22 protein-coding genes, 1 tRNA gene and 1 pseudogene are annotated in these 25,062 nt (G+C 72.5%); 13 read left to right on the plus strand and 11 right to left on the minus strand.

Annotated features, from left to right (window positions below; genetic code table 11):
- Nucleotides 1–125: 125 nt before the first annotated feature.
- Complete coding sequence (locus tag ACSNOG_RS22680; protein ID WP_436754533.1) at nucleotides 126–2,279, minus strand: restriction endonuclease; 2,154 nt, start codon at nucleotides 2,277–2,279, stop codon at nucleotides 126–128.
- Nucleotides 2,280–2,587: 308 nt separating this feature from the next.
- Here ACSNOG_RS22680 and ACSNOG_RS22685 point away from each other — a divergent pair, with 308 nt between their 5' ends.
- Together ACSNOG_RS22685 and ACSNOG_RS22690 are read left to right on the plus strand one after the other, a co-directional pair.
- Nucleotides 2,588–3,808 carry a cytochrome P450 gene (locus tag ACSNOG_RS22685; RefSeq protein WP_436754534.1) on the plus strand — a complete coding sequence of 407 codons (1,221 nt, stop codon included), beginning with the start codon at nucleotides 2,588–2,590 and terminating at the stop codon, nucleotides 3,806–3,808.
- A gap of 31 nt (nucleotides 3,809–3,839) precedes the next feature.
- Entirely contained in the window at nucleotides 3,840–5,114 is a 1,275-nt protein-coding gene (locus ACSNOG_RS22690) for a cytochrome P450 (RefSeq protein WP_436754535.1), read from the plus strand.
- 85 nt (nucleotides 5,115–5,199) lie between these two features.
- On the opposite strand, the gene ACSNOG_RS22695 is transcribed toward ACSNOG_RS22690, so the two are convergent.
- The 3 genes from ACSNOG_RS22695 to ACSNOG_RS22705 form a co-directional block, all read right to left on the minus strand.
- A tRNA-Arg gene (locus ACSNOG_RS22695) sits at nucleotides 5,200–5,272 on the minus strand.
- Nucleotides 5,273–5,311: 39 nt separating this feature from the next.
- Nucleotides 5,312–5,668: a hypothetical protein gene (locus ACSNOG_RS22700; RefSeq protein WP_436754536.1), complete on the minus strand. Its 357-nt coding sequence runs from the start codon at nucleotides 5,666–5,668 to the stop codon at nucleotides 5,312–5,314.
- A gap of 1 nt (nucleotide 5,669) precedes the next feature.
- The gene (locus ACSNOG_RS22705; RefSeq protein ID WP_436754537.1) at nucleotides 5,670–5,819 is read right to left on the minus strand and encodes a hypothetical protein; all 150 of its coding nucleotides are present in this window, start codon (nucleotides 5,817–5,819) and stop codon (nucleotides 5,670–5,672) included.
- A gap of 101 nt (nucleotides 5,820–5,920) precedes the next feature.
- On the opposite strand from ACSNOG_RS22705, the gene ACSNOG_RS22710 reads away from it, so the two are divergent.
- A complete protein-coding gene (locus ACSNOG_RS22710; protein WP_436754538.1) occupies nucleotides 5,921–6,556 on the plus strand; it encodes a TetR family transcriptional regulator in 636 nt (211 codons plus the stop codon).
- On the opposite strand, the gene ACSNOG_RS22715 is transcribed toward ACSNOG_RS22710, so the two are convergent.
- Nucleotides 6,519–7,811 carry a M6 family metalloprotease domain-containing protein gene (locus ACSNOG_RS22715; protein ID WP_436754539.1) on the minus strand — a complete coding sequence of 431 codons (1,293 nt, stop codon included), beginning with the start codon at nucleotides 7,809–7,811 and terminating at the stop codon, nucleotides 6,519–6,521. The two genes, ACSNOG_RS22710 and ACSNOG_RS22715, sit on opposite strands and share 38 nt — an antisense overlap.
- A gap of 387 nt (nucleotides 7,812–8,198) precedes the next feature.
- Between ACSNOG_RS22715 and ACSNOG_RS22720 the strand changes: the two are divergent.
- Together ACSNOG_RS22720 and ACSNOG_RS22725 are read left to right on the plus strand one after the other, a co-directional pair.
- Nucleotides 8,199–8,831: pseudogene (locus ACSNOG_RS22720) on the plus strand (TetR/AcrR family transcriptional regulator); the annotation flags it as partial.
- A gap of 218 nt (nucleotides 8,832–9,049) precedes the next feature.
- Complete coding sequence (locus ACSNOG_RS22725) at nucleotides 9,050–10,555, plus strand: MFS transporter (protein WP_436754540.1); 1,506 nt, start codon at nucleotides 9,050–9,052, stop codon at nucleotides 10,553–10,555.
- A 76-nt stretch (nucleotides 10,556–10,631) separates the two neighbouring features.
- Here the strand turns inward: ACSNOG_RS22725 and ACSNOG_RS22730 are convergent, their stop codons facing one another.
- Nucleotides 10,632–11,171: a MarR family winged helix-turn-helix transcriptional regulator gene (locus tag ACSNOG_RS22730; RefSeq protein ID WP_436754541.1), complete on the minus strand. Its 540-nt coding sequence runs from the start codon at nucleotides 11,169–11,171 to the stop codon at nucleotides 10,632–10,634.
- A 158-nt stretch (nucleotides 11,172–11,329) separates the two neighbouring features.
- On the opposite strand from ACSNOG_RS22730, the gene ACSNOG_RS22735 reads away from it, so the two are divergent.
- Entirely contained in the window at nucleotides 11,330–12,124 is a 795-nt protein-coding gene (locus ACSNOG_RS22735; protein ID WP_436754542.1) for a dioxygenase family protein, read from the plus strand.
- Nucleotides 12,125–12,284: 160 nt separating this feature from the next.
- Here the strand turns inward: ACSNOG_RS22735 and ACSNOG_RS22740 are convergent, their stop codons facing one another.
- The gene (locus ACSNOG_RS22740) at nucleotides 12,285–12,734 is read right to left on the minus strand and encodes a hypothetical protein (protein ID WP_436754543.1); all 450 of its coding nucleotides are present in this window, start codon (nucleotides 12,732–12,734) and stop codon (nucleotides 12,285–12,287) included.
- Between the two features lie 450 nt (nucleotides 12,735–13,184).
- On the opposite strand from ACSNOG_RS22740, the gene ACSNOG_RS22745 reads away from it, so the two are divergent.
- Entirely contained in the window at nucleotides 13,185–14,186 is a 1,002-nt protein-coding gene (locus tag ACSNOG_RS22745; RefSeq protein WP_436754544.1) for a sigma-70 family RNA polymerase sigma factor, read from the plus strand.
- Nucleotides 14,187–14,333: 147 nt separating this feature from the next.
- Here the strand turns inward: ACSNOG_RS22745 and ACSNOG_RS22750 are convergent, their stop codons facing one another.
- Entirely contained in the window at nucleotides 14,334–15,293 is a 960-nt protein-coding gene (locus ACSNOG_RS22750) for a helix-turn-helix transcriptional regulator (protein WP_436754545.1), read from the minus strand.
- 109 nt (nucleotides 15,294–15,402) lie between these two features.
- Between ACSNOG_RS22750 and ACSNOG_RS22755 the strand changes: the two genes are divergently transcribed.
- Nucleotides 15,403–16,881: an MFS transporter gene (locus ACSNOG_RS22755; protein WP_436754546.1), complete on the plus strand. Its 1,479-nt coding sequence runs from the start codon at nucleotides 15,403–15,405 to the stop codon at nucleotides 16,879–16,881.
- 27 nt (nucleotides 16,882–16,908) lie between these two features.
- Here ACSNOG_RS22755 and ACSNOG_RS22760 read toward each other — a convergent pair whose 3' ends face one another.
- Nucleotides 16,909–18,138: a serine hydrolase domain-containing protein gene (locus ACSNOG_RS22760; protein ID WP_436754547.1), complete on the minus strand. Its 1,230-nt coding sequence runs from the start codon at nucleotides 18,136–18,138 to the stop codon at nucleotides 16,909–16,911.
- Between the two features lie 327 nt (nucleotides 18,139–18,465).
- Here ACSNOG_RS22760 and ACSNOG_RS22765 point away from each other — a divergent pair, with 327 nt between their 5' ends.
- The 5 genes from ACSNOG_RS22765 (at nucleotide 18,466) to ACSNOG_RS22785 (ending at nucleotide 22,453) form a co-directional block, all read left to right on the plus strand.
- A complete protein-coding gene (locus ACSNOG_RS22765) occupies nucleotides 18,466–18,897 on the plus strand; it encodes a GntR family transcriptional regulator (protein ID WP_436754548.1) in 432 nt (143 codons plus the stop codon).
- 18 nt (nucleotides 18,898–18,915) lie between these two features.
- On the plus strand, nucleotides 18,916–19,854 hold the full coding sequence (locus tag ACSNOG_RS22770) for an ATP-binding cassette domain-containing protein (RefSeq protein ID WP_436754549.1): 939 nt from the start codon (nucleotides 18,916–18,918) through the stop codon (nucleotides 19,852–19,854).
- On the plus strand, nucleotides 19,851–20,819 hold the full coding sequence (locus tag ACSNOG_RS22775) for a transporter (RefSeq protein ID WP_436754550.1): 969 nt from the start codon (nucleotides 19,851–19,853) through the stop codon (nucleotides 20,817–20,819). Before ACSNOG_RS22770 ends, ACSNOG_RS22775 begins: the two co-directional genes overlap by 4 nt.
- Nucleotides 20,820–20,910: 91 nt before the next feature.
- Nucleotides 20,911–21,696 (plus strand): class I SAM-dependent methyltransferase, encoded by a 786-nt coding sequence (locus ACSNOG_RS22780; RefSeq protein ID WP_436754551.1) that lies wholly within the window; start codon nucleotides 20,911–20,913, stop codon nucleotides 21,694–21,696.
- Between the two features lie 28 nt (nucleotides 21,697–21,724).
- A complete protein-coding gene (locus ACSNOG_RS22785; protein WP_436754552.1) occupies nucleotides 21,725–22,453 on the plus strand; it encodes a VIT1/CCC1 transporter family protein in 729 nt (242 codons plus the stop codon).
- A gap of 104 nt (nucleotides 22,454–22,557) precedes the next feature.
- Here the strand turns inward: ACSNOG_RS22785 and ACSNOG_RS22790 are convergent, their stop codons facing one another.
- Entirely contained in the window at nucleotides 22,558–23,652 is a 1,095-nt protein-coding gene (locus tag ACSNOG_RS22790; RefSeq protein ID WP_436754553.1) for a P1 family peptidase, read from the minus strand.
- 13 nt (nucleotides 23,653–23,665) lie between these two features.
- Nucleotides 23,666–24,877 (minus strand): low temperature requirement protein A, encoded by a 1,212-nt coding sequence (locus ACSNOG_RS22795; protein WP_436754554.1) that lies wholly within the window; start codon nucleotides 24,875–24,877, stop codon nucleotides 23,666–23,668.
- Nucleotides 24,878–25,062: the final 185 nt, after the last annotated feature.

The raw sequence follows: 25,062 nt of genomic DNA on the forward strand, positions 1-25,062 counted from the left end.
GGGCTACCCGGGCGGGCGGTCTCGGTGAGGTCGGCCATGCGGAAAGTCTAGGGCGGCCCGCCGACACGAACGGGGGCCTGTGGATAACTCACGGCGATCCACGCGACCGGATATCTCACGGCGATCTACGCGACCTCGATCCCGTAGTCCGCCAGCAGCTCCTCCAGCCCGCCCGGGTAGCCCTGCCCGCCGAGGACGAAGTCCCAGTCGCCGTTCGCCCGCCGCCGGAAGGAGCCGAGGACCAGCGCGGTCTCGCCCGCCCGGCCGTCGGAGACCTCCAGCTGCCCCAGCTCGGCCCCGGCGCCGTCCGCCAGCCGGATCCGGGCGTCGGTGAACCCTGCGAGGTCGGCGTCCGGGTTGACGGCGGGGTCGACGGCCGCGACGAGCACGAGCCGGTCGGCCTCCGCGGGCAGCGCCTCGAAGGCGACGCGGACGGCGGCCTTGTCCCCGCGGGGCGGCGGGACGGTGCGCACGGCCCCGTCGGGCGTCGCGGGGTTGTTGAAGAAGACGAAGTGGTCGTCGCTGAGCACGCGGGTGCCCCGGCAGACGAGGGCGCACACGTCGAGGGCGACGGCGCCGGACCAGGCCATGCCCAGGACGTTGTGATCACCAGGTGAGCCGGGTGAGCCGGGTGAGCCGGGTGAGCCGGGTGCGTCGGATGCGTGAGTCGAGCCGTCCGCGCCGTCGTCCGCCCCGGCCGCCGGGGAAGCGGTGGCCCGCCGCCCGCCCGTCGTCGCGCTGCCGCCGCCGAGCCGCCCCCGCAGCCCGTGCCGCCCCAGCAGCCCCACCAGCTCCTCGCCGGAGACGAGCGTCAGCGGCTTGCCGTTGGCGAAGGCGTACGAGCCGGGACCGAAGCCGGACGTGGTGACCAGCACGCCCTTGTTGGCACCGGCGCCCTGCACCGTGCCGTACAGGTCCCGGACGGCCGTGGGCGGGACCGTCTTGCGGTACCGCTTCACCTGCACGATGATCCGGCCGCCGCTGATCGGGTCCGGATCCAGCGCCTCGACGTCCACCCCGCCGTCGTTGGACCGGGTCGTCATCACGGCCTGCATGCCCCGGGCGCGGAAGAGCTGGGCGACGAGCGCCTCGAACGCGACCGGGTCCATCTCGTAGAGGTCCGGATCGTCACCGCCGCCGTGGGAGACGACGCCGTGCCCCACCTCGGCGGGGATCCGGCCCGGGCGCACCGCCGCGAGCTGGTCGGGCCGGGCCGACAGCAGCCCGCCGAGCCCGTCGGTGAGGCAGTCCACCGCGCTGACCTGCTCCAGGTGCAGCCCGGCGAAGACGGAGCGGGAGACGGTGGCCGAGGCCAGGACGATCTGCGCCCGGCGGCCCGTGGCCGGGTCGTGGTCGTCGACGAAGCCGTTGACGGCCACGGACTCCAGCGCCCGGGATCCGTCCGCCGCGAAGAGGTCGCGCAGCACCAGCAGGACGCACTGGGCCAGGACGTCCCGGTAGACGGCCCGGCGCTGCGCAGCGGGCCGCACCGTCTCCTTCTCCTGGTCGGCGGTCGGCATGTACCGCACGGCCTTCGCCTCCGGCACCACGTCGTACCCCGGCAGCTCCCACATCAGCACCAGCTGCCGGGCGGCCGGGTCATAGGCGGCCGACACCTGGTGCGGGAACTCCGCGGGCCACGCGGAGGACGCGTAGAGGGCGGCCGAGAAGTAGTCGACGACGGCGTCGGGGTCCCCGGCGCGCAGCGCCGTGACCATGTCCTCCACGCCCGCGTTGTGCTCCCGGATCTCGGCGAGCTGCCCGGCGGCCCACTGCTCGTACTGCCGCCGGTAGGCCGCCAGCTGCTGCAGGCGCGTGGCCTCGGCGGCCTGCGCGGCCCGCAGGTCGTGGTCGTACTGCTCCCGGCCGCGGCTCGCGCCGAAGCCCCAGCCGCCCTGCGCCTGGTACAGGAGCGGGTCCGGCATGGGCAGGGGCCGCCCGAGATGGCCGGGGTTGAACGGTTCCACGGTCTCGGGCCGGCGCAGCGCGGCCGTGGAGAACGCGGGCACCTGACACCCCGTCACCAGCAGTCCGGTCAGCTCGGCGACGCGCGCTTCGAGCTCCTCCGTGCGCCGCCGGGCCTCGGCCTCGCGCCGCTGCCGGTAGGCGGCCCGCTGCTCCCGGTCGGCCCGCGCGGCCTCCCGCGCCGCCGCCCGCTCCCGCCGCTCCTGCTCCCTTTGGAACTGCACCTGTTCGCGGTGCTCGGCCTCCTGCCGGCGCTGCTGCTGGCGCTGCGTTTCGGCCCAGATCCCTATCAGCCCACTGGAGCGACGACTCATGCGGATACATGCCCTCCCCCCGGGACACCCGGCGTCCCGGAACCACGTGCACTGGCCCCGACAACCAGTGGTCAAGTCGACTTTAGCCGCCTGACGGACAATCCGATCAGCTGCAAGTCGTACGAGGGGGGCGCAGGGGAGGGCGCGAGGAAGAGGACCGACCGCTTCTTCGGCCGTACGGGTGATTTTCCCGGCGTGCCCCGTTGCGGGTGCGGCTTTCCGGGGAGCTTGTCCGGGAAGGGGAACCGCGCACAGACGGCCGGTTCACGGGCAACGGTTCGCAGAGGACAGGGTGGGTGGGACGGCTGATGGCCACGACGACGGCTTCCGACTCGGATCAGTACCCGGTGCGCTTCTGGGCCGTGGAGGACCTGCGCGGTCTCGACTTCGACCCGTTCATGGCCGAGCGGCTGCGGAAGGAGCCCGTCGCCCGGGTGAAGCTGCCCCACGGCGAGGGCCACGCCTGGCTCGTCACGCGCTACGAGGACGTCAAGTTCGTCACCTCCGACCCGCGGTTCAGCCGGCAGGCCGTGCTCGGCCGCCCGATCACCCGGCTGGCCCCCCACTTCATCCCGCTCGACGAGGCGGTGGGCTTCGCCGATCCGCCCGAGCACACCCGTCTGCGCAAGGCCGTCGCGCGCTCCTTCACGCCCGCCAGCCTCGAACGCCTCCGCCCCCGGGCCGAGCGCGTGGCCGCCGAACTCCTCGACGCCATGGAGCGCGAGGGCCCCCCGGCGGACCTGATGCGACACCTCCACGGCCCGCTGCCCCTCGCCGTCATCAGCGACCTGATGGGCGTCCCCGAGGCCGATCTGCCCCGCATGGCGCACTGGACGGAGGTCCTGCTGTCCGCGGGCCACGGCCGGGAGGCCAGCGACCGGGCCAAGGCGGAGATGGCGGCCTACTTCGAGGAGATGCTGGGGCGCAAGCGCGCCGAGCCGGGGCCCGACCTCGCCAGCGAGCTGGGCGCCGCCATCGACAAGGGCGACCTCAGTACGGAGGAAGCCGTCGCCATCGCCCTGCTCATCCAGGCCAGCGCCGCCCACGCCGTACGCAACAACAGCAGCAACATGGTCTACGCCCTGCTCACCCACCCCCACCACCTGGAGCGGCTGCGCCGCGAGCCGGAGCTGCTGCCGCAGGCCATCGAGGAGCTGCTGCGCTACATCCCGCACCGCAACGCCGTCGGCCTCGGCCGCATCGCCATGGAGGACGTGGAAGTGGGAGGCGTCCTGATCCGGGCCGGCGAAGTGGTGCACTCCTCGTACCTCACGGCCAACCGCGACCCGTCCGTCTTCGACCACCCCGACGAGATCGACTTCGACCGGGAGCACAATCCGCACCTGTCCTTCGGGCACGGACCGCACTTCTGCCTGGGCTCGATGCTCGCCCGCCTGGAATCCGAGATCATCCTCTCCAGCCTGATCGCCCGCTTCCCGGACCTGCGCCTCGCGGAGCCGGTGGAGAAGATCCGGTGGCAGCGGAGCGCGCTCATCCGGGGGCCGGAGCACCTGCCCGTCGCGTGGTGAGAGCGATGCCCGGCGACCGAGGAAGGGCCCGATGGCCGAACCGCTGACGAATCAGGCGTCCGACGCGACGCCCGGCCCGGAGCCCACCGGCTCCTGCCCGGCCTTCCGCACGCCGGGCGAGACGGTCCACGACTGGCCGGTGGACCCCCTCCCCGGCCTGGAATTCGACCCGCTGATGCACCGCCTGCTGCGCGAGGAGCCGATCGCCCGGATCCGGCTGCGGTTCGGCGAGGGCGACGCCTGGCTGGCCACCCGCTACGAGGACGTCAAGACGATCGCCGCCGACCCCCGGCTCAGCCGCGCCCTCACCGTCGACCGGCCGGTCACCAGCATGACGCCGCACGTCGTCGCCCCGGCCGGCGGCGTCGGCCGGGCCGACCCGCCCGACCACACCCGCATCCGCCGCCACGTGGCCCTCACCTTCGGCCGCAAGCGCGTCGCCGCCCTGCGCCCCCGCGCCGAAGAGCTCGCGGAGCAGATGATCTCGCGCATGGTGGAGCAGGGCGCCCCCGCCGACCTGACGGAGTGTCTGACCGGCCCGCTGCCCGCCCAGCTGATCGGCGAGCTCCTCGGCGTCCCCGCCCACGACCTCGGCCGGCTGCAGGGCTGGCGCTCCGTGATCCTCTCCAGCAACCACTCCCAGCAGGAGAGCGACGCCGTCAAGGGCGAGATCGCGGGCTACTTCAAGGCCATGGCCGCCCACCGCCGCGAGCACCCGGGCGACGACCTCTTCAGCGCCCTGGTCGAGGCCCACGCCCAGGACGGCCTCAGCCTCCCCGAGCTGGTCTCGCTCGCGGTGATGCTCGTGCTCAACGGCATGGACGCGGTCCGCAACCAGGTCTCCAACATGGTGTACGCGCTGCTCACCCACCCCGAGCAGCTGGCGCGCCTGCGCGCCGAACCGGCCCTGCTCCCGCGGGCGGTGGAGGAGCTGCTGCGCTACATCCCGCACCGCAACGGCGTCGGCCTGCCGCGCGTCGCCACCGAGGACCTGCAGGTCGGCGAGGTGGTCATCCGCAGCGGCGAGGCCGTCTACGTCTCCTACCTGGCGGCCAACCGCGACCCGTCGGTCTTCACCGACCCCGACCGCCTCGACCTCACCCGCGACGAGGCCCCCATCCTCTCCTTCGGCCACGGCCCGCACTACTGCGTCGGCGCGCTGCTGACCCGAATGGAGGCGGAGGTCATGCTCACCGCCCTCCTCAACCGCTTCCCGGACCTCAGGCTCGCCGTCCCCGAGAGCGAGATGCGCTGGCGCCGGGGCTCCATCAACCGCGGCCCGGAGTCCCTCCCGGTCACCTGGTGAACGGCCCGAAGACGACAGAGCCCTGGAAGCGCCGGAAACGGCAGAGGCCCTCCCGTCCGGATGGACGGGAGGGCCTTCTGTCCTGTGCCCCCGGGCAGATTCGAACTGCCGACACCTGCTTTAGGAGAGCAGTGCTCTATCCCCTGAGCTACGGAGGCAAGGTAGCCGCCAGTGTAGCGGGTGGCGGCGGGCCCGGGTCAGGGGCCGAAGCTCCAGGAGACGGTGTGGTCCGAGGTGACCAGGGCCGCCAGGACGATCAGGTCGGCAGCCCCCAGGGTCAGGCCCAGGGCGGCGCGGCCGCGGCGGTTCGTGCCGCGGAGGAGGGCCAGGGAGGCCAGGACCAGGGCCAGGGGACCCAGGACGATGTTGAAGACCAGGAGGCCCACCAGACCCAGGACGAAGGAGGCGACCGCCATGCCGTCGGCCTCCCGGCGGGCGGGCGGCTTCTGCGGCTCCGGCCGCGTCTGCTTCTTGGCAGGGTGCTGCACCGTGCGCTTCGCCGGCGGTGTGTCCGTCGGTTTCGTGAGCTTCGTCAGTGTCGTAGTCGTCGGCATCTCAGTGCTCCCTCCTGCGCTCGCGGATCGCGAAGACCAGCAGCCACAGGGCGATGGCCGCGGCCGCCGGGATGGTCACGGGGAGTGCGAGATGGGCGGCGGCACCCACGAGGACTCCCATGAGGAGCACGGCCGCCACTAGGAAGATCATGTTCTTCCCCTTCTTGGGTGAACAGTTGGAATGACAGTTGTTCACTGAAATCCAGCGTAGCGCTCCTGGCGTCCCGTGGCAAACAGTTGTTTACTGAATCCATGACCAGCAGCACCCACGCCACCCTCGGGGTCCGTCAGGCCCAGAAGCTGAAGACCCGTCAGGCCCTGCTCGACGCCGCCCTGGGGCTGCTGGAGGAGCAGAGCCTGAGCAGCCTCGGGCTGCGGGAGGTCACCCGGGTCGTGGGGGTCGCGCCCGCCGCGTTCTACCGGCACTTCCGGGACATGGCCGAGCTCGGCGTCGCGCTCGTGGAGGAGTCGCTGGGCAGCCTGCACGTGATGATCCGGGCCGTGCTGGCGGAGCAGCAGGATGCCGAGGAGGTCATCGACCGCAGCGTCGAGGCCGTCGTCGGCCATGTGCGGCGCCACCCGGCGCACGTGCGCTTCGTCGCCCGCGAACGGCACGGCGGGGTACGGGCGGTGCGGGAGGCCATCGCGGCGGAGCTGGAGCGCTTCGGCGACGAGGTCGCCGCCGCCCTCGCGACGCAGGACGTCTCGCAGGGGTGGAGCGAGGAGGACGTACGGATGCTCGCCGGGCTGTACGTCGACCACCTCGTGATGACCGCGTCGGCGTTCCTGGAGGCGTCCCCGGAGGAGGCGCGGGTCATCGCCGACACGGCCGGGCGGCAGCTGCGGCTGATCAGTCTCGGCCGGCGTCACTGGGGAGCGGCCTCCTGACCGTCCGCACCCGCACCTGCCAGTCGCCCTCGTCGTCCGCCCCGAGCACGTCGACGGAGACGCCGGGCCCGGTGTACCGCTGCCCGGCGGTGTACGGGGCGTCGCTCAGCGCGGCGTTGACGTTCAGGTCGGTGGTGTAGCAGCCCTTGCTGCCGGGCGTGGCGTCCGCGGTGCGCACGGGGCCGGAGCCCGTGGTCATGGTGGTGGTGACCGCGGTGACCAGGACGCCGGAACGGCACACCGCATGGTCCAGCGGCCCCGGCGTCCTCGCCTCCAGGGTGATCACGGTGTGCCGGGAGACGGGGACGACGGCCAGCTTGAGCCCGCCGGGGACGGAGGTGGGAGTCAGGGCGAACGAGCGGACGCCCGGCCCGTCGATGCAGCGGACCTGCGCGGGCGCGAGCCAGCCCAGCTTCCACTTGTGCCAGGCGAGGAAGTCGTTGGACGGGCCCCAGTCCTCGTCCATCGGGTCCCAGTGGCCCACGGGCGTCTTCATCAGCGCCGCGCCGCGGCCCGTGTAGTAGAGGTCGGGCAGCCCGAAGCTGTGGGCGTTCTCGTGGTTGAGGACGCGGTACGGGCTGTCGCCCGTCTGGCGGCTCCAGATGAACGAGACGTTCTTGAAGGGGGTGCCGTCGGCGGTGGTCAGGCCGGTCGGGGAGCCGGCGAACGTCACCGACCGCACGTCCTCGGTGGCCGGCGGCCCCGCACCCGGCGTCACCAGCACGTTGACCAGGTCGTAGCGCCGGAAGTCGACGGTGTCGTCCGTGGCGTCGAGGATCTCCGCCGCGATCGCGCGGTAGCCGTCGTCGCCGTCCGCGTCGAAGGGCGTGCCGCGCTCGATCCCGTAGGCGGCGTACGGGCGGGACATCCGGATCCAGCGGAGCACCGGCGTGGAGCGGTAGTCGAGCCGGCCGTAGGAGCTGGCCCGGTAGTAGTCCGCGACGGCCGGGAAGAACTCGCCGTAGCGCTGCTGCGGAGGGGTTGTGGCGGGGTCGTCCGGGAAGTCGATCAGGAAGGTGACCGCGCGGACGATGCCGCTGGAGCGGGCGTAGCCGGGCGGGGTGCGCGGGGTCTCGGAGACGTTGTCGGTGGCGCCGGGCAGGGCGCACGGGCCGGAGGGCGGCCGTCCCCCGGTGTCCGCGGCGGGCGGCCCGCCCAGCCCGGCCTCGGCGCCGGGCCCCGGGTGCCACGCGGGCACTGGCGAGGTCATGGCCAGCGCGGTGGCCGCCATGACCAGGACGGCCAGCGCCTTCATACCGGCGCCTTCATGTCAGCGCCTTCACGTCAGCGCCTTTCATGCCGGCGCCTTCATGTCGCGGCCTTCATGCCGGTGTCGACGGGCCAGGGCTCAGGGCTCATGCGGGCGGGCACCTCCAGGGACGGACGCGTTCGGGATACGGCCGTCGCCGCTCGTCCCGCGCCGCGCTCTGTGATCACTCTCTGTCGCTGCGCCCCCGCGCGCTTCCCGGACTGCGGCAGATGGGGCACCAGGGGTCGCCCGTGCGTCTGCCACGGAGTGTGACGTACGTCACCCCCCGGCCGCGAAATATCCGGGGACCTTCTCCCCGTTTACCCCTCGTCCGAGGAAAACGGGGAACCTCTCCCCGCTTCTGCCTCCCCCTCGTCCCGAAGGAGCAAGGCCGTGGTCACCGCTCAACCGCCGCAACCGCCGCGCCTGCGCGCCGATGCCCTGCGCAACCGCGAGCGGATCGTTTCCGCGGCGCGCGAAGCGCTGGTCGAGTACGGGGCGGAGAGCTCCCTCGATGAAATCGCTCGACGGGCCGGGGTCGGCAATGCCACGCTGTACCGGCACTTCGCGGACCGCCGCGAGCTGATCCACCACGTCACCCTCTCGGTCATGGCCCGCCTCGCGGACCGGGCCGAGGCTGCACGAGCCGAGGAGCCCGATGCTTTCCGATCGCTGAGGCGGTTCGTCCACGCCGCCGCGGACGAACGGGTGGGCGCGCTCTGCACGTTGCTCGACGAGGGAGTCGATCCCGAGCACCCCGAGCTGGTGGCGGCGCGCGACCGCCTCGACGGGCAGGTCGAGGCCATCCTGGCCGACGCCCGCGCGTCCGGTCAGCTGCGCGACGACATCGGGCTCGGCGATCTCATCGTCGCCATCACGCAGTTGACCCGGCCGCTGCCGGGCAAGGGCTGTGCGGGCTTCGACCAGTTCGTCCACCGGCACCTGCAGCTGTTCCTCGACGGCCTGATGACCCCGGCGAGGTCCGAACTCCCCGGATCCGCCGCCACGCTGGAGGACCTGCGCCGCCACAAGCACTGCTCCGCCGCCGGCCCCGGTGCAGCCCCCACTGCTGCGCCGGACTCCGACTCGGGCCCGGGCTCCGACTCCGGCCCGGACTCCGGCCCCGGCCCGGACTCCGGCTCCGATTCCGGGTGACCCCACCAGACTTCGCAGGCCCCGCCGGGTCTGCACCACCACCACGACCCCACCGTCCCGCTCCACCGCGTGCCGAGGTAGACACACTCATGCCAGACACCAGTACCGCCCTCGACCCCAAGCGCTGGAAAGCGCTCATATTCATCGCCCTGGCCCAGCTCATGGTCGTCCTCGACGCGACCATCGTGAACATCGCCCTGCCCTCCGCCCAGGCCGACCTCGGCATCTCGGACGGCAACCGGCAGTGGGTCATCACCGCCTACGCCCTCGCCTTCGGCGGTCTGCTGCTCTTCGGCGGCCGCATCTCCGACCTGTGGGGCCGCAAGCGCGCCTTCGTCGTCGGCCTGATCGGCTTCGCCGCCGCCTCCGCGCTCGGCGGTGCCGCCGTCAACACGGGGATGCTGCTGGGTGCCCGCGCCCTGCAGGGCGTCTTCGGCGCGCTGCTCGCCCCGGCCGCTCTGTCGCTGCTCGCCGTCCTCTTCACCGAGGCGAAGGAGCGCGCCAAGGCGTTCGGCATCTTCGGTGCCATCGCCGGTGCCGGCGGTGGTGTCGGCCTGATCCTCGGCGGTCTGTTCACCGAGTACCTCAACTGGCGCTGGACGTTCTTCGTGAACATCCCCTTCGCGGTCGTCGCCGCGGCCGGTGCGATCGCGGTGATCCGCGAGCCGGCCGAGGGCCGCAACCCCTCGAAGCTGGACGTCCCCGGCGTCATCCTGGCCACCCTCGGCCTGGTCTCGCTGGTCTACGGCTTCACCCGCGCCGAGTCCGACGGCTGGACGGCCGGCAGCACCCTCGGCTTCTTCGCCGCCGCCGCGGTCCTGCTGATCGCCTTCGTGCTCGTCGAGAAGAAGGTCAAGGCCCCGCTGCTGCCGCTGCGCGTGCTCACCGACCGCAACCGCGCCGGCGTCTACGTCTCGCTGGGCCTCGCCGCCATCGCGATGTTCGGCCTGTTCCTCTTCCTGACCTACTACCTGCAGGTCGTCCGGGGGTACTCGCCGGTCAAGACCGGTCTCGCGTTCCTGCCGATGATCGCCACGATGATCGCCGGCTCCACGCAGATCGGCGCCCGCCTGATGACCCGCGTCCCGGCGCGCTGGCTGATGGGCCCGGGCTTCCTGCTCGCGGCCGTCGGCATGGTCCTGCTCACCCGGATCGACCTGGACACCTCCTACGCGGCGGTGGTCCTGCCCGGTCTGATGCTGATGGGCCTCGGCATGGGTACGGCCTTCATGCCGGCCATGAGCCTGTCCACGTACGGCGTGCAGGCCCGTGACGCCGGTGTCGCCTCGGCGATGGTCAACACCTCGCAGCAGGTCGGCGGCGCCATCGGCACCGCTCTGCTGAACACCATCGCCGCCAGCGCCACCACCGACTACTTCAAGTCGCACATGGGCTCCGGCGCGAACCCGAAGCTGCTCACCTTCCAGTCGATGGTGCACGGCTACTCCACCGCCGTGTGGTGGGCCGCCGGCATCCTGGCGCTGTCCGCGCTCGTCGCGGTCGCCTTCGTCAACGCCGGGCACCAGGGCGGCGTGGTCGCCGGCTCGGGTGACGGCGAGGGCGCGGAGAACGCCGTCCCGGTCATGGCTCACTAGCGCCGTACCGCCCTCCCGCCTCACATGAAGGCCCCCGCCCGTCCGGGCGGGGGCCTTCACGCGTGCGTGGCGCCGCTCAGCGCAGCCAGGGCAGATCCGCGCCCGCCGGCTGGAGGCCCGCCGCGACCGTCCGGCACATCTCGCCGAGCTGGGTGACCTGTTCGGGGGAGAGGCGGTCGAAGAGCGCGGCCCGGACGGCCGCGACGTGGCCCGGGGCGGACCGCTGCAGCATCGCGAACCCCTCGTCCGTGAGGACGGCCAGCTGGCCGCGCTTGTCGGAGGGGCAGTCCTCGCGGCGCACCCAGCCGTTCTTCTCCAGCCGCGCGACGGCGTGCGAGAGCCGGGACCGGGTGATCTTGGCGTGCTGGGCCAGCTCGGTCATCCGCAGCCGCCGGCGGGGCGCCTCGGAGAGCGTGACGAGCAGCCCGTAGTAGACGTGCGGCATGCCGGCGTCGCGCTGGAGCTGCCGGTCGAGGTGGTCCTCCAGCAGGGTGGTGGCGTGCAGGTACGCCCGCCAGACGTCCTGCTCGGCGGAGGTGAGCCAGCGCGGCTCCGCCGCGGTGCCGGACGTCTCCCGCTCCGCACGAGCGGTGTCCTCTTCGGGTCGTTTGGTCATGACATCCACTGTTTCACCCACCGGCTTCCTGTCGCTGTCGTTCGCGCTCTCGGTCGCGCTCTGGATCCTTGAAGTTTAAATAAGGACGGGTTAAGCTCAAACCCAAGAGCTTGAGAGTTCAAGTACCTATGGGAGTACTGCCCCGACCAGGAGGGTCCATGCCGGCCACCGACACCCGTACCGGCGCGCGCATGCCCGCGCTCTACCTCTCCCACGGCGCCCCGCCCCTCGCGGACGACGAGCTGTGGACCGCCCAGCTCGCCGCCTGGGGCGCGGACCTGCCCCGGCCCCGCGCGATCCTCGTCGTCTCCGCCCACTGGGAGGAGGCGCCGCTCGCCCTCGGCGCCACCGAGACCGTGCCGCTCGTCTACGACTTCTGGGGCTTCCCCGAGCACTACTACCGCGTCCGCTACGCCGCCCCCGGCGCCCCCGGGCTGGCCGAGCGCGTCCGCAAGACGCTGCGCGGCGCCGGCACGCCCGTCCAGGACGTCCCCGACCGGGGCCTGGACCACGGGGCCTACGTGCCGCTGGTCGAGATGTACCCCGAGGCCGACGTGCCCGTCCTGCAGATATCCCTGCCCACCCTCGAACCGCGCCGGCTGATGGAGATCGGGCGCAAGCTCGCCCCCCTGCGCGACGAGGGCGTGCTGATCGTCGGCAGCGGCTTCTTCACGCACAACCTGGCCGCGCTGCGGCACGCGGGATCCGGCCCGCCCGGCTGGTCGGCGGAGTTCGACGCGTGGGGCCGGGAGGCGCTCGCCGCCCGGGACGTCGACGCGCTCCTGGACTTCGAGCGCAAGGCCCCCGCGGGGCACCTCGCCCACCCGCGCACCGAGCACTTCGCACCCCTCTTCGTCACCCTCGGCGCCGCGGAGGACGAGCTGGACGCTCAGCGCAGTGTCATCGACGGGTTCTGGATGGGGCTGGCGAAGCGCTCGGTGCAGTTCGGGTAGGTGCGGTTCGGGTAGGCGCAGTTCGCATAGGCGCAGTTCGGATGGTGGCATCGGCCCTCACGCTAGGGCCGGTTGTCAGATACACGGAACCGTCTGAGGTCCTACGTCGCCGGTCCCGTCACCCGCCGGCGGCCGGCTCTCGGCCCTGCCGCCCGCCGGCCTACCGCTCGTCCGCGCGGTGCTCGTGCCAGTAGAAGACGTAGTACGAGGCGACGCCCATGCCGATCCCCGTCAGCAGCCCGACGCCCGTGGACCGCAGCACCGAGCCGCCGCTGAGGCTGTGCAGGAATCCCATGCTGCCGCCGAAGAGCGCCCCGAAGGCCGCCGCGCGGACCTCGGTGATCATCGTGTTGCGCTCGCGGAGCAGTGCGTAGCCCGCTGCCATGGCGACCAGGCCGGCGACCACGCCGATGAGCCAGGCGGCGCCCGTCGAGTAACCGTTGTTGCCCGCCAGGAAGACGGCGAACAGGCCGAGGGCGATCCCGCCGACGACGGGTACGGCCCAGGTGAACCGGGGCGCGTGCCCGGCGGGGAGCGGGGTGCCGCGCGCCACCGGGCCGGGGCCCTCGTGGGCGTGCCGGTGGTGCCCGGGCATGATCGAGTGCGTCATCGCGGGGCTCCTCTCTCGTCCCACCAGCGCACACCCGTGCGAGGGCCCGGGCAACTCGATCAAACGGAGCCTGGCAACCGGGGGGGCCGTCCGCGTCGTCCTTGAGGGTGGGAGCGCGGTCAAGGGCGACGGCTCCCGGCCGGTCCGCCGGCTGTCGCGCACACGTGACGGCCGTCTCACCCGGCTGCGGCGCCAGGGGACCATGAGGCTCCCGGGGCGCCTTCCATGTGGTCTGACCTGCGCTTCCGTGGGTCTCTTCGGCATGCGTTCCGGTCTGCGGCCGCACAGGGTACTGCATGATCACCAAAAATAAGGCGTTCCGTGGGAATTCTGTCCGGATTCCAGTCGTTCTTTCCATCGGACGGGGCAGGCGTGACAGGGTCCGCCCTTACAGGGGAAGCCCAGCCGAGCCCGTCCGTCCCGCGACCGACTCATCGCAAGGGAGTACGCATGGCAACCCGTGCCGTCGCCCGTCGTCAGCCCGCCGACAAGGGCGCTGAGGGGGCGAGCGCTGTGCGCGCCTCCGGCGAGATCGCCGACCGCGACCTGGTGGGGATGTACCTCGACGAGATCGCCCGTACGCCCCTGCTCGACGCCGCCAAGGAAGTCGAGCTCTCCCAGACCATCGAGGCGGGCGTGTACGCCCAGCAGCTCCTCGACGGCCTCGAGGAACCGGGGAAGGGCGCCGAGGGTGCCTCGCGCGAGGAGCTGGAGGCCGTAGCGGCCGAGGGTGCGCGGGCCAAGGACGTCTTCATCAAGTCCAACCTGCGCCTCGTCGTCGCCGTCGCCCGGCGCTATCCGCGCAGCGGCCTGCCCCTCCTCGATCTGATCCAGGAGGGCAACGCGGGCCTGGTGCGCGCGGTGGAGAAGTTCGACTACGCCAAGGGCTTCAAGTTCTCCACGTACGCGACGTGGTGGATCCGCCAGGCGATCACCCGCTCCATCGCCGACCAGTCCCGTACGATCCGGCTGCCCGTCCACCTGGTGGAGGAGCTGGGCCGGATCCGGCGCGTCCAGCGCGAGTTCAACCGCGAGAACGGGCGCGACCCCGAGCACTCCGAGATCGCCGAGGAGCTGGGCACCACCGCCGAGCGCGTCGGCGACGTCCTGGACTGGGCCCGTGACCCGGTCAGCCTGAACATGTCCGTCGACGACGAGGGCGAGACCCAGTTCGGCGATCTGCTGGAGGACACCTCCGCGGTGTCGCCGGAGCAGTCGGTGATCGCCCTGTTGCGCAGCGAGGAGCTGGAGGACCTGATCGGCCGCCTCGACCAGCGGACCGCTTCGATCATCAAGGCGCGCTACGGCATCGAGGACGGCCGTGAGCGCACGCTCACCGAGGTCGGCAAGCAGCACGGCCTCACCCGTGAGCGGATCCGGCAGATCGAGAAGCACGCCCTGCTGGAGCTCAAGAAGATGGCCCACGACACGGGCTTCGACGCGGCGGCGTAGTGACGCCGACGCGGCGGTGTAGTGCGGCGTAGTGACGTAGCGGCTTAATAGGGCATAACCTCATAGACCGGGCCCCGGCGCCACCCCCCCTGCGCCGGGGCCCTCCTTTGGGCCGCCGCGAGCCGTACGCCGCTGCGGTCGAAGGGTTCACCCCGCCGCGCGGGTGATCCTCGCCCCCAGCTCGCGCAGGTGCTCCACCAGCCCCTGCGGCTCGTGGACGGTGAAGTCGCAGTCCAGCAGCGCCAGCCGGAAGGCGATCCACTCCACCGAGTCGGTGAGCTCCAGGTCGAGGCGGCACGTGCGGTCGTCCACCGGCTGCGGCGCGCCGACGTGCTGGGGGAGCCGGGCCGCGACGAACTCCGCCGGTGCGTGCAGCGTCGCGACGACGCGCACCGTCGGCTGCATCCGGCCCAGCGAACCCTTCACGAACTTGGCCGCGTCCGCCGCCGGCAGCTCCCGCGGCGTGAAGCGCGCCCCCGTCGCGAACGGCTCGCTGACCCGGTCCACCCGGAAGGTCCGCCAGTCGCCGCGGTCGATGTCGTAGGCGACGAGGTACCAGCGGCGCCCGGTGCTCACCAGCCGGTGGGGTTCGACCAGCCGCTGCGTCTCCGTGCCGTCCCCCTTGCGGTAGGCGAAGCGCAGCCGCTCGTGGCCGGTGGCCGCCGAGGCCATGACGGTCAGCGTCCGCGGGTCGACCGTCGCGCCGTCGCCCGAGGTGATCGGCACCGTGGCCGCCTGCAGCGCCGAGACGCGGTGCCGCAGCCGGGACGGCAGCACCTGCTCCAGCTTGGCCAGGGCCCGTACGGATGCCTCCTCGATGCCGTCGACGGCGTGCCCCGCGCCCGCCCGCAGCCCCACGGCGATGGCGACCGCCTCCTCGTCGTCCAGGACGAGCGGCGGCAGCGCGGCGCCGGCCGCGAGCCGGTAACCGCCGTCCGCGCCCATGGTCGCCTGCACGGGGTAGCCGAGGTCCCGCAGCCGCTCGATGTCGCGGCGGATGGTGCGCGTGGTCACCCCGAGCCGCTCGGCGAGTTCGCTGCCGGGCCACTCGCGCGGCGTCTGGAGCAGGGAGAGCAGATTCAGGAGCCGTGCCGGAGTGTCGGTCATAACACCAGGGTCCCAGCCAAGTGGGACACAAGCTGTCCTATATGAGGTCTACGGTCATCTCATCCGACAAACGCGCTCCGTCTGCCCCAGCGAAAGGCCAGGTCCATCCATGACCACCGATTCACCGCCCACCGACCGCCGCCGCTGGCTGGCGCTCGCGGTAGTGATGACCGCTTCCTTCATGGATCTGGTCGACGTCACGATCGTCAACATCGCGATGCCCAGCATCCGACGTGACATCGACGCCTCGTTCAGCGTCCTGCAGTGGCTCAGCGAGGGCTACGCGCTGGCCTTCGCGATCGGCCTGATCACCGGTGGCCGGCTGGGCGACATCTACGGCCGCAAGAAGGTCTTCCTGCTCGGCATGGGCGGCTTCACGCTCGCCTCGATGCTGTGCGGCATCGCCGGCGACCCGCAGTTCCTCGTCGCGGCGCGCGTCCTGCAGGGCCTGATGGGCGCCATGATGGTCCCGCAGGTGCTGTCGATCATCCACGTCACCTTCCCCGCGCACGAGCGCGGCAAGGTCTTCGGCATGTTCGGCGCGATCGTCGGCCTCGGCGCCGTCTCCGGCCCCCTGCTGGGCGCCCTGCTCACCCAGTGGAACCTCTTCGGCCTCGAATGGCGCCCGATCTTCCTGATCAACCTGCCGGTCGGCATCGCCGGCCTGCTCCTCGGCCGCCGCTTCATCACCGAGTCCAAGGCCCCCAAGGCCCTCAAGCTCGACCTCGTGGGCGTGGCCCTCGCCAGCGCCGGCCTGCTGATGCTGCTCTTCCCGCTCACCCAGGGCCGCGAGCACGACTGGCCGCTGTGGGGCTTCATATCCATGGCCGCCTCCCTGCCCGTCTTCGCCGGCTTCGTCGCCTACGAGCGCCACAAGACCCGCAAGGACGGATCGCCGCTGGTCGAACTGTCGCTGTTCAAGGTCCGCAGCTTCGCGGGCGGCGTCGGTGTCCAGCTGGTCTTCGGCATGACCACCGGCATCTTCTTCATGGTCTGGACGATGTACATGCAGCTCGGTCTCGGCTGGTCCGCGCTGCGGGCGGGCCTGACCGGCATCCCGTTCTCCATCGCCGTCTCGGCGGCCGCGGGCATGTCCGTCCAGAAGCTCGTGCCCCGCTTCGGTCGCAACGTCCTCTCGGCGGGCGCCGTCGTGATGGCCGCCGGCGTACTGATCTACATCTGGGAGGCCGGCCACTACGGCGCCGGCATCTCCTCCTGGCAGATGGCGCTCCCCCTGATCGTGATGGGCGCCGGCATGGGCCTCATCGTCTCCCCGATCACCGACGCGATCCTCTCCGAGGTCCCCCGCGAACACGCCGGCTCCGCGTCCGGCCTGATCAACACCACGATGCAGCTCGGCCAGGCCATCGGGCTCGGCCTCGTCTCGGTGGCGTTCTTCTCCGTGGTGGACAAGGCGGACCCGCGGCACGAGGCGATGGCCGACATCTTCAGCGGCGCGTTCACCCACGCGATGTGGTGGGTCGTCGGCGGCCTGGTCCTGGTCTTCGCCCTGATGCTCCTCCTCCCGAAGCACAAGACCGCCGAGGCGGCTGCGCCGGCGGCGGAGGCGGAGCCGGCGACGGCGTGAGCTGACAGGACCACGGAGCGCGGGGCGTCAGTCGCCGATCGCCTGGTAGACCGTGGTCCAGAAGTCGTGGATGAGCCGCGCCGGGTCCGGCGTGGTCAGCCCGACCTGGGTGAGCAGGATTCCGGTGAGCCCGTGGTCCGGGTCGGCGTAGACCGAGGTGCCGGTTCCGCCGTCCCAGCCGAACTGGCCGACGGGCGCGTAGTCCCCGCGGTAGGTGCGCACCGCCATCCCGAAGCCCCAGCCGCCCTGCTGCCCCTGGCCGAACGACACGTGGACGGCGCCTCGGGCCAGGGCGGACCGGGCCGCTTCCTGCTCGGGCGTGAGGCGGTTGGTGGTCATCAGCTGGACGGCGGGCCGGGAGAGGATCCGCTCGGTCCCGTGCATCCCCTGGTTCAGCAGCATCCGGAAGTAGGCGTGGTAATCGTCGACGGTGGAGACCAGCCCGCCGCCGCCCGCCTGGAACGCCGGAGGCGCGCTGTACTGCCCGCCCACCGCCTCGTCCCACACGGTGAACTCTCCGGTCCGCGGATCGGGGGCGTAGCTGGGCGGCAACCGGTCGATCTTGCCGGCCGGCACGTGGAAACCGGTGTCCTTCATCCCCAGCGGATCGAGGACGCGTTCGCGCAGGAACGCCTCGAACGGCCGGCCCGTGACCCTCGCGACGAGCACGCCGAGCACGTCGTGGCTGAGGTGGTACTGCCAGTGCTCGCCGGGCTGGCGCATCAGCGGGAGCGCGCCGAGGCGGCGCATCCACTCGTCCGGCTCGGGCAGCGGTGCCGCGCCCTGGCTGAAGACGCCCCCCTCGAACACCGCGTTCATGATGGGGGAGCCCATCGCGGTCAGGTCGATGCCGAGCCCGAACGTCGAGGTCATCAGGTCCCGCACGGTGATCGGCCGCCGCGCCGGGACGGTGTCGTCCAGCGGGCCGTCGATCCGCTTCAGCACCCGGCGGTCGGCGAGTTCGGGCAGCCACTGGTCCACCGGGTCGTCCAGCCGCAGCCTGCACTCGTCCAGCAGGACCATCACCGGTGCCATCGCGACGGGCTTGGACGTGGAGGCCATCCGGAAGATGGTGTCCCGGCGCATCGGCGCGTCACCGTCGTGGCGCATGGTCCCGAGCGCTTCGACGTGCGTCTCGCTGCCCCGGCCGACGAGGGCGACGACCCCGGGAATCCTCCCGGACTCGACGTGCCGCGCCAGCACGTCACGCATCCTCCGCAGCCCCGCCTCGGAGAAGCCGCTGTTGCCTGTTCCCATCGTGAACCCCCTCGCCCCGGACGTTCAGCAATTGCTGAACGACTGCGACGGTACATTGCGTTTACTGATTCGTCAAAGAACGAGAGGCAAGTTCCCACGCCTGATGTAGCCCTTATAGGGCTTGCGTTGCAATGAGATCAACGTTGAACGCAATGAGGGATCCGGCCGGTCGTTGCAATGGGCTGTGCGTGAACGCGGGCGGCGGCTTGTCGGCGGGGTGCCGTGCGAGCGCGCCCCGATCCCCTTCGTGGCCCGGTGCAGCGATTTGACGTCCCGGCACCCCCTCCGCATCATTCCACTAACACGTTAGTGAAACGAGGGTGCCGAATGATCGCGTTCCGGATCGACCGGCGCAGCGGTGTGGCCACCTATCTGCAGCTCGTGCAGCAGGTCAGGCAGGCGCTCCGGCTGGGTGTCCTGGAGCCGGGGGACCGGTTGCCGACGGCCCGGGAAGTGGTCGAGGCCGTTGCGGTGAATCCGAACACCGTGCTGCGCGCCTACCGGGAGCTGGAGCGCGAGGGGCTCGTCGAGCCGCGGCCCGGGCGGGGGACGTTCGTGCGGCGGTCGCTGTCGCGGGCCGCGTCGGCCGGGGACTCGCCGCTGCGGGCGGAGGCCGTCGCCTGGGTGGCACGGGCCCGCGCGGCCGGTCTGGAGCGCGAGGACGTCGCGGCGCTCACCGCCTCCGCCCTGGACGAATCCTTTCCGCCGCCCGATGCCCCGCCGCCGTTCATCCCGCCCCCTCGATCACCGCACCCGTAGACGCTGGAGGAAGACAACGTGACCGACGACCCCACCACCGCCCTGCGGGCGACGCGCCTGGGACGGAGGTTCCGCGGTGGCTGGGCGCTCCGCGACTGCGACTTCGCCCTCCCCGCCGGGCGGATCACCGCCCTCGTCGGCCCCAACGGTGCGGGCAAGAGCACCCTGTTCCACCTGGCCACCGGCCTGCTGCGGCCCACCGCCGGCGAACTGAGCGTCTTCGGCGCCGAGCCGGGCAGCCCGGCCGCCCGCGAGCGCATCGCGTTCCTCGCCCAGGACAAGCCGCTCTACCCCCGCTTCACCGTCGAGGAGACCCTGCGCTTCGGCCGCGAGCTCAACCGCGACTGGGACGCGGCCTCCGCCGAGCGCATCGTCCGCGCCGGGGACATCCCCCTCGACGCCCGCGTCGGCGCCCTCTCGCCGGGCCAGGCCACCCGCATCGCGCTCGCCCTCGCCTTCGGCAAGCGCCCCGACCTGCTGCTCCTGGACGAGCCGCTCGCCGACCTCGACCCGCTCGTCCGCATCGAGGCCATGGGCCTGGTCATGGCCGAGGTCGCCGACCGCGGCATCACCGTCGTCCTCTCCTCCCACGTGCTCTCCGAGCTGGAGAACGCCTGCGACCACGTCCTGCTGCTCAAGCACGGCGCCGTACGCCTGGACGGCGACGCCCAGCAGCTGTGCGAGGCGCACGTCCGCGTCACCGGGCTCGCCGACCCGTCCTCGGACGACGGCCTGCCGCCCGCCCTCGACCGCTCCGGCGTCGTCGAGGCCTCCGTCACCGGGCGGCAGGTGCACGCCCTGCTCCGGGACGACCGCGCGGCAGCCCGCCGGCTCATCACCAGTGCCCCCGGCGACCGGTGGGTCGTCGAAGATCCCTCCCTGGAAGACCTCTTGCTCGCCTACCTGCGTTCCGACCGCACCCCCGCACCCACCGCCACCGCCGAGGCCGCCGCATGAAGGGCACTCTCTGGCTGGCGTGGCGCCAGCAGCGCGCCCTGATACTGACCGGCGCCGCCGTCCTCCTCGCCGTCACGGCCTGGGTCGTCGTCATGCGCACGGACATGACGGACTTCATCAGCAGCCATCACATCGACACCGCCGGCTGCAAGGGCTGGAACGGCGGCTGCGAGAGCGAAGCCACCCTCAAGCTCCTCGCCGACAACACCGGCCCCCTGCGCACCCTCGGCTCCCTCAGCGCCGCCCTGCCCGCCCTCATCGGCATCTTCTGGGGCGCCCCGCTCATCGGCCGCGAGCTGGAGAGCGGTACGTGGAAGCTCGCCCTCACCCAGGGCGTCGGCGTCGGCCGCTGGTTCGTCACCCGCTTCGCGCTCGCCGCCCTGTGCACGGTGTCCGGCTCGGCCGTCCTCGCCGCGCTCGTCGCCTGGTGGTGGTCGCCGGTCTCCAACATGCTCGACGGCCTCTACTGGCACGACGGTTACGTCTTCAACGCCACCGGCCCCGCCGCCGTCGCCTGCGCCCTCTTCGGCCTCGCCGCCGGCACGGCCGCAGGCCTGCTGATCCGGCGCACCCTGCCCGCCATGGCCGTCGTGCTCGGCGCCGTCGCCGCGCTCCGCTTCGCGCTCAACACCTTCCGCTCCGACTGGCTCACCCCGCAGCTGTGGCTCAGCCAGGGCGACGCGCCCCGGCGCGAGATCGGCAGCGGCTGGTCCACCGGCGAGTTCGGCTTCGTCGACGCCGCGGGCCGCAAGCACGCGATCCCCGACGCCTGTCCCTGGGGCGAGGGCCTGCCCGACCTCAAGACGTGCATGGCCCAGAAGGGCTTCACCGGCCGCTACCGCACGGTCTACCCCAGCAGCGACTTCTGGTCCTTCCAGTGGATCGAGACCGGCATCTTCCTCGGCCTCGCCGCCGCGCTCATAGCCGTCATCTGCCTCGTGCTGAAGCGCCGTCCCCTGCCGTAAGCCCGGCGCCCGTCCAACCCGCTCAACCGCCCAGCAGGTCGTTTCCCGCACCCGTTCACCCGCACGACCCCTCACCACGGAGGTCCCGCCCGTGTCCTCGCGCAAAGCAACCGCACTGCTCAAGAACCGCAGCAACCTCTCCCACAAGGTCCGTTACGCGGTGACCCACCCCGCCCGCATCGCCCCCTACCTCAAGCGCACCGCCCGCGACGGCTGGCTGCGCCTCAAGCACCCCGACCACGTCGACTACTACCGCGCCGTGATGGCCTCCGACACCGCCCGCAGCCCCGAGGCCGCGGTCGGCAGCAAGAGCCACGACCGCTGGCTCGCCCTCGGCAAGATGCAGTTCGACTACCTCAAGGAGCACGGCCTCGCCCCGCGCCACCGCATGCTCGACATCGGCTGCGGCAACCTCCGCGCGGGCCGGCTCTTCATCGACTACCTCGACACCGGCAACTACTACGGCATCGACATCTCGCCCGACATCCTCATCTCCGCCAAGCGGACCCTGACCACCTACGGGCTCCAGGAGAAGCTGCCGCACCTCACCATCACCCGGAACCTCACCCTCGACTTCCTTCCCGACGCGCACTTCGACGTCGTCCACGCCCACAGCGTGTTCTCCCACTCGCCCCTCGACGTGATCGAGGAGTGCCTGGCCCACGTCGGCCGCGTCCTCGCCCCCGGGGGCTTCTTCGACTTCACGTTCGACCGTACGGAGGGTGCGGAGCACCAGGTGCTCCGCGAGGACTTCTACTACCGCACCGGCACCCTCCTCGCCCTCGCCGAGAAGCACGGGCTGGAGGCGCGGTTCATGGACGACTGGGAGAAGCGGCCCCACGGGCAGTCGAAGATCCGGGTGAGTCTTCCCGGCTGACCACCGGGCCGGGTGGGAACCTCGCCTCGTGAGCGATGAGCCACCCGCCGATACGTCCGCCCACTCCGAGCCGCACGAGGGCGCCCTCGGCAACCGCCTCAACCGGCTGCGGGCCGCCGTCCTCGGCGCCAACGACGGCGTCGTCTCCACGGCGGGCCTCGTCGTCGGCGTCGCCGGGGCCACCGACGCGCGCGGCACGCTGCTGACCGCCGGGCTCGCCGGGCTGCTCGCCGGATCCATGTCCATGGCGGCCGGCGAGTACGTCTCGGTCAGCACCCAGCGCGACTCCGAACAGGCCGCCCTCGCCCTGGAGCGCCGCGAGCTCGCCACGGCCCCGCAAGCCGAACTCGACGAGCTCACCGGCCTCCTGGAGGGCAAGGGGCTCACCGGCGACCTCGCCCGCGAGGTCGCCGAGCAGCTCACCGCGCACGATGCGCTGCGCGCGCACGCCGAGGTCGAACTCGGCATCGACCCCGACGAGCTCACCAGCGCCTGGCAGGCCGCCGGCGCGAGCTTCCTCGCCTTCACGGCCGGTTCGCTGCTGCCCCTGCTCGCCATCGTCCTCCCGCCGGCGCACCTGCGGCTGGCGGTCACGGTCGTGGCGGTGATCGCTGCGCTCGTGCTGTGCGGGTGGGGGAGTGCGCGCATGGGCGACGCCCCGGCCGGGCGGGCGATGGTGCGCAATGCGGCCGGGGGTGCGCTCGCCATGGCGGTGACCTATGCGGCGGGGTCGTTGCTCGGCGCGGCCGGGGTGTGAGCCGCCCCCGGCTTCGCGGTGCGGCTCCGCCGGGGGTGTTGTCCGCCGGCTGCGGGCCGTACGTGGCTGGTCGCGCAGTTCCCCGCGCCCCTCATCGGGGTGCGTTACCCGTACAGCTCCCCGTACGACGGGAACAGACCGCCCGGGCCGTCCACCGTTTTCGCTGCTCGTGCTCCCTTGGCCACCGCGCGGGTCACGGTGTCCGCGCCCGCCGCCAGGATCTCGTTGAGGGCGCCCGCCGCCAGCAGGGTGGCCGTGTCGCCGAAGACGTCCTCGGCCACCAGGGGGCGGTCGCCCGTGGCGAGGGCGAAGACCGTGTCGCCGTCGTTGAGCAGGTGGACGGGGCGGATGGCGCGGGCCAGGCCGTCGTGGGCCGTGCCCGCGAGCTTCTGGGCCTGGGCGCGGGTGAGCGCGGCGTCGGTGGCGACGACCACGAGGGTGGTGTTGAGCGGTGGCCGGACGGACGCCGCCGAGCGCTTCGCGGACTCCTCCCGGGCCTCGGCCAGCCGCTTCTGCGCGGCCTCGTGGCGGTCCGCCGCGGGGTGCTCGACCCGCCCCTCGTACTGCTGTGCGTACAGGACGCCCGTCGCCGGATCGACCACCGAGCCCGCGGCGTTGACGACGGCCAGCGCCGCGACCGTCGTCCCCGAGGGGAGGACGGTGCTCGCCGTGCCCACGCCGCCCTTGATGCCGCCGGCCACGGCGCCCGTGCCCGCGCCGACGTTGCCCTGGGCGACGGGCGCCCCCACGTCCTCGCGGGCCGCTGCCTCGGCGGCCTCCCGGCCCAGTGCGGCGTCGGGGCGGGCCCGCCAGTCGCCGCCGCGGCCGAGGTCGAAGAGGGCGGCGGCGGGGACGACCGGGACGATCTGCGCGGGGTCGGGGCCGACCCGGAAGCCGCGGCCGGAGTCCTCCAGCCAGGCCATCACGCCGGACGCGGCGTCCAGCCCGAAGGCGCTGCCGCCGGTGAGGACGACGGCCTCGACGCGCTGGACGAGGTTGCGCGGGTCGAGGGCGTCGGTCTCGCGGGTGCCGGGGCCGCCGCCGCGGACGTCCACGGCGGCCACGGCGCCCCCTTCCGCGGTGAGGATGACGGTGGTGCCGGTGAGCGCGCCGGGGCCGGTGCGGTGGGCGTGTCCCACGCGGATGCCGGGGACGTCGGTGAGCGCGTCCATGGCCCCGCGGGCGGGTGCATTCGTCATACAGGAATGCGTATCACGCCTCGGCGAGCGGCGGGTTCCTTGTGGACAACCAGACCCCCGTCACCACCGTCGCCGACGCCACCAGCCCCGTCAGCAGCACCGCGCTGCCGCCCGCGAACGTGCAGGCCAGGACGGCCAGTGCGGACACCGGGAGCACCAACTGCTGGGCCGGGCCCCGCTTGTAGTGGCGGGAGTGGATCAGCCAGACCGAGAACATGAACAGCGCCCCGGGGACCGTCACCGCGCCGGACGCCGCGAAGGTGGAGACGTGGGCCTTGCCGGTGGCCTGCTCGATCGCCACCTCGATGCCCGCACCGATCGCGGCCGCCGACCCGAAGACGAGGTAGTGCCCGTAGCCCCACAGGAACGCCTGCCGGTTGGAGGCCAGGTGCAGGTGGATGGGGACGGCGAAGTAGATCCAGAACGCGGCGAAGATCAGCAGCAGGCCGCCCGCCGCCATCGGCAGCAGCTCGTCCAGCGCCTCGCTCTCCTCCAGCGCCGACTGCACGGCGACGGTGGCCGCCGAGACCGTCTCGCCCAGCACGATGATGGTGAACAGCCCGTACCGCTCGGCGATGTGGTGCGGGTGCCAGGCCGTCTGCTGCGTCATCTCGGCGAAGGCCGGGACGGCCATCTCCACGAGGGCCATCACCAGGAACACCCACGGCTTGGCGGCATCGGGGAAGAACAGCACGCCCAGCCATCCCACCTGGCACAGGCACACCCCGGCCGCGTACCTCAGCGCCGTCCGCCGCTCCGCACCCGTCGTGGAGAACGCGGCCCGCAGCCACTGCGAGACCAGCGCCAGCCGCATCACGAGGTAGCCGAACCACACCACCGCGAAGTTGCCGTCGTCGAACGCGCGCGGGATGCCCGCCGACAGGATCAGCACCCCGGCGATCTGGACCAGCGTCACCACCCGGTACAGGACGTCGTCCGTGTCGTACGCGGACGCGAACCAGGTGAAGTTCATCCACGCCCACCAGATGGTGAAGAACGTCATCAGGTAGCCGGGCACGCCGTGCGCCGCGTGCCCTTCGGCGAGTGCGTGCACGAGCTCGCGGCCCGCGACGGCCACCGCCACGACGAAGCACAGGTCGAAGAAGAGCTCCAGGGGCGTGGCCGCCCGGTGCTCCTCGTCGCGCCCGCGGCCCGCCATCCGGCGCAGCACGGGGGAGTGCGGCGGTCCGCCGTCCGGCAGGGGGCGGGGCGCGTCCTCGCTCATGGGGCGATTCTCACCGGCGGCGGTTTCGCCCGCGCGGCGGGACAGTGCGTACGGGGTAGGCGCGGTCCGGCACCGCCCCCGCCCCGTACCCTGGGCGTATGAGTGACACCGCCCCCTGCCGGACGGCGGACCGCCGCACTCCCCCGTGCTGCGCCGGATGGCGGGCCGCGGGCGCGACGAGGAGC

It is taken from the genome of Streptomyces sp. URMC 124 (assembly GCF_051386455.1).
GTDB lineage: Bacteria > Actinomycetota > Actinomycetes > Streptomycetales > Streptomycetaceae > Streptomyces.

What these genes read in the sequence shown, in the direction of transcription:
- ACSNOG_RS22790 (WP_436754553.1), bottom strand. Translation starts at nt 23,652, where the DNA reads ATGACGAATGCACCCGCCCGCGGGGCCATGGACGCGCTCACCGACGTC.
- ACSNOG_RS22775 (WP_436754550.1), top strand. Translation starts at nt 19,851, where the DNA reads ATGAAGGGCACTCTCTGGCTGGCGTGGCGCCAGCAGCGCGCCCTGATA.
- ACSNOG_RS22755 (WP_436754546.1), top strand. Translation starts at nt 15,403, where the DNA reads ATGACCACCGATTCACCGCCCACCGACCGCCGCCGCTGGCTGGCGCTC.
- ACSNOG_RS22705 (WP_436754537.1), bottom strand. Translation starts at nt 5,819, where the DNA reads ATGATCTTCCTAGTGGCGGCCGTGCTCCTCATGGGAGTCCTCGTGGGT.
- ACSNOG_RS22715 (WP_436754539.1), bottom strand. Translation starts at nt 7,811, where the DNA reads ATGAAGGCGCTGGCCGTCCTGGTCATGGCGGCCACCGCGCTGGCCATG.
- ACSNOG_RS22760 (WP_436754547.1), bottom strand. Translation starts at nt 18,138, where the DNA reads ATGGGAACAGGCAACAGCGGCTTCTCCGAGGCGGGGCTGCGGAGGATG.
- ACSNOG_RS22690 (WP_436754535.1), top strand. Translation starts at nt 3,840, where the DNA reads ATGGCCGAACCGCTGACGAATCAGGCGTCCGACGCGACGCCCGGCCCG.
- ACSNOG_RS22735 (WP_436754542.1), top strand. Translation starts at nt 11,330, where the DNA reads ATGCCGGCCACCGACACCCGTACCGGCGCGCGCATGCCCGCGCTCTAC.
- ACSNOG_RS22795 (WP_436754554.1), bottom strand. Translation starts at nt 24,877, where the DNA reads ATGAGCGAGGACGCGCCCCGCCCCCTGCCGGACGGCGGACCGCCGCAC.
- ACSNOG_RS22680 (WP_436754533.1), bottom strand. Translation starts at nt 2,279, where the DNA reads ATGAGTCGTCGCTCCAGTGGGCTGATAGGGATCTGGGCCGAAACGCAG.
- ACSNOG_RS22730 (WP_436754541.1), bottom strand. Translation starts at nt 11,171, where the DNA reads ATGACCAAACGACCCGAAGAGGACACCGCTCGTGCGGAGCGGGAGACG.
- ACSNOG_RS22710 (WP_436754538.1), top strand. Translation starts at nt 5,921, where the DNA reads ATGACCAGCAGCACCCACGCCACCCTCGGGGTCCGTCAGGCCCAGAAG.
- ACSNOG_RS22750 (WP_436754545.1), bottom strand. Translation starts at nt 15,293, where the DNA reads ATGACCGACACTCCGGCACGGCTCCTGAATCTGCTCTCCCTGCTCCAG.
- ACSNOG_RS22685 (WP_436754534.1), top strand. Translation starts at nt 2,588, where the DNA reads ATGGCCACGACGACGGCTTCCGACTCGGATCAGTACCCGGTGCGCTTC.
- ACSNOG_RS22765 (WP_436754548.1), top strand. Translation starts at nt 18,466, where the DNA reads ATGATCGCGTTCCGGATCGACCGGCGCAGCGGTGTGGCCACCTATCTG.
- ACSNOG_RS22745 (WP_436754544.1), top strand. Translation starts at nt 13,185, where the DNA reads ATGGCAACCCGTGCCGTCGCCCGTCGTCAGCCCGCCGACAAGGGCGCT.
- ACSNOG_RS22740 (WP_436754543.1), bottom strand. Translation starts at nt 12,734, where the DNA reads ATGACGCACTCGATCATGCCCGGGCACCACCGGCACGCCCACGAGGGC.
- ACSNOG_RS22700 (WP_436754536.1), bottom strand. Translation starts at nt 5,668, where the DNA reads ATGCCGACGACTACGACACTGACGAAGCTCACGAAACCGACGGACACA.
- ACSNOG_RS22725 (WP_436754540.1), top strand. Translation starts at nt 9,050, where the DNA reads ATGCCAGACACCAGTACCGCCCTCGACCCCAAGCGCTGGAAAGCGCTC.